1 protein-coding gene is annotated in these 2,199 nt (G+C 40.6%); it reads right to left on the bottom strand.

From position 1 onward, the window contains the following. Nucleotides 1–87: 87 nt before the first annotated feature. Nucleotides 88–1,605, bottom strand: coding sequence for a reverse transcriptase domain-containing protein (locus C7B62_RS25250; RefSeq protein ID WP_106244292.1), 1,518 nt, complete (start codon nt 1,603–1,605; stop codon nt 88–90). Nucleotides 1,606–2,199 lie beyond the last annotated feature (594 nt).

Raw genomic sequence — 2,199 nt, 5'->3', positions numbered from 1 at the left:
ATTAGAGTCGATGTCCCTGTTACCAGGGAACACCTCTCCTTCAGAACGTAGCGTGCGATGTTAACCGCACTACGCTCCTAGCTAAACTTAGGATTTTACCTTTTGCTGTCTTGAGGAGGAATGAACCTCCTGACCCTGATGACATTCTCGATGTAAAGCTACAAGATTCAAGTTCTTCCAATTATGATGGTTACCGTCGATGTGATGTAGTTCTACTTTGTCTTCAGGCAGAAAAGCTAACGAGCATTCTCCACACTTGTATCCTTGTCTCTTTAAGGCTCTAACTGTATGACCATTATATTGATTAGATTTTCTTTGAGACCAGTAAGCTAAATCCCCGTCAAAAGGACTCTTTGTTCCTGTGACATTAACGAATTTATTAACTGACCAAGAGACACTGGGAAAAGCTCTGTCAATTTGTTGGTCTGTTTCTCTTCGGTTAAATCTACCTTGTTGGCGAATGAATTTCCATGACCAGTAGCGTACAAACCACAAATTATGGTCGTTCATGTCACAGTGTTTATGGTAGTTCCTCCAACCTCTGACCATCAAACAAACTTTATTGATTCGAGCTTCAAGTTTGAATTTGCTGTTTTTAAGAGTGGTTTTAATATTCTCTTGGATTCGGCTGTAGTTTTTGTCTGAGGGCGTGGAGATAAATTTTCCGTTTCCTTTGACTCGAAAATGCCATCCAAGAAAATCAAACCCTTCTGTCGCTGTTACAAGTTTGGTCTTCGCTTCTTTGACTCTTAATCCTCTAATAGCTAAGAATTCGTCTATTTTGTGTCGCAGTTTTTCTGGGTTTTCTGTTGGTTTGAGAATAAATACACAGTCGTCTGCGTACCTGTAACCTGTTCCTAAATCTGCCAAGCCATGAAGAGCAATGTTAGCTAGAAGCGGTGAAATACATCCACCTTGGGGAGTTCCTTGTTTTGATGTTGGAAACTCGGTCTGAACTCCTGCTTTTAGAGCTTTCCAAAGTGCTTGTTTTGCCTGTGGGGGCAAAGAGATTTGACTCATCAGAAATCTGTGATTGATTTGGTCAAAGCACTTTTCGATATCCATTTCCAAAATGGATTTGGTTATTCCATGACTCTGACTTCTCAGATTATGAAATAGTTTCTTTTGAACATCTAGGGTGCTTCTTCCAGGTCTAAATCCGTAGGATGCAGCCGAAAAGTAGGCTTCAGTTGCAGGTTCGAGTGCTATCTTAAGTAAACTCTGATGCGCTCTATCCGCTATTGTTGGTATGCCTAATCCTCTACGTTCTACTTTAGATTTAGGTATCCAGACTCGTCTGAGAAATTGATGTTGCCATTGATTGACATCTAATTCAAACACCAGATTTAGTCTTTGTTTGGGAGGGAGAGACTTTATCCCATCTACTCCCGCCGTTTTCCTTCCCTTATTTAACTGTGTGACTTGACGTACTGCTAGAAATTTAGCAGCTTGGCTACGAAGTAAGAGTTTCTGAAGTTGACGTACTAATCTGTAGTTATGAGCTTTCTGAGCTTTCCATATTCTTCTTTGTAGCCTGAAGACAATTCTCTGAAATTTCTTCCACGGGAGTTGCTTCCATTTATCGCTAGCGGGGGGCTGCGTCATAACTTGGTCTTCTCGGTTGAATATGTTCTGTTTAGCCGCAACTAATTGTTAGGTTGCATCTTACCCTTGTCTTTCCGCTAAGAAACTAATCATGTTTCTCCACTTTGGCTTTCGATATTGACTAAAGAAGTCAGACAAGTTTTTCTTCGTTCCTGTTAGTAATTGTTTTGTCGTTTTAGGTCATAACCACTTTGCCCATCACTTCTCTAGAGGAATACCAATCCGCGAAATATAGGTTGGCGAGAATGTTGTGATTAATAAAGGAACTTTCTTTACCTGACTTTCCTTATTGCGACTTGGACACTTTTTAAGGTTACTTTGCTTGATGCTAACCATGACGACTTACCTAGCAGCAGTGTGATGTAGTCAGTACATCTCTGATTCTGCTCTATTCCCAGCTTCATTTTGGTGATTAGCCTCTATGTGGGTAGGTTTGGCATCACGTCTTCCTCTGACGGGAGGGACTTTTACCCTCATTACTTAACAAGTTATGTTGGTTTGTTTTGTTATTACTTACCTCCATTTAATTATGTTTACCAACACTCTAGGCTATGTATTCACCTAGAAACGAATCGCACATTTCGGGTCGCTACA

The sequence above is a fragment of the Pleurocapsa sp. CCALA 161 genome, assembly GCF_003003995.1.
Lineage (GTDB): Bacteria > Cyanobacteriota > Cyanobacteriia > Cyanobacteriales > Xenococcaceae > Waterburya.
Note: the sequence above shows the minus strand (reverse complement) of the source record. Positions and strands in the feature narration are given on the sequence as shown.

What these genes read in the sequence shown, in the direction of transcription:
- C7B62_RS25250 (WP_106244292.1), bottom strand. Translation starts at nt 1,605, where the DNA reads ATGACGCAGCCCCCCGCTAGCGATAAATGGAAGCAACTCCCGTGGAAG.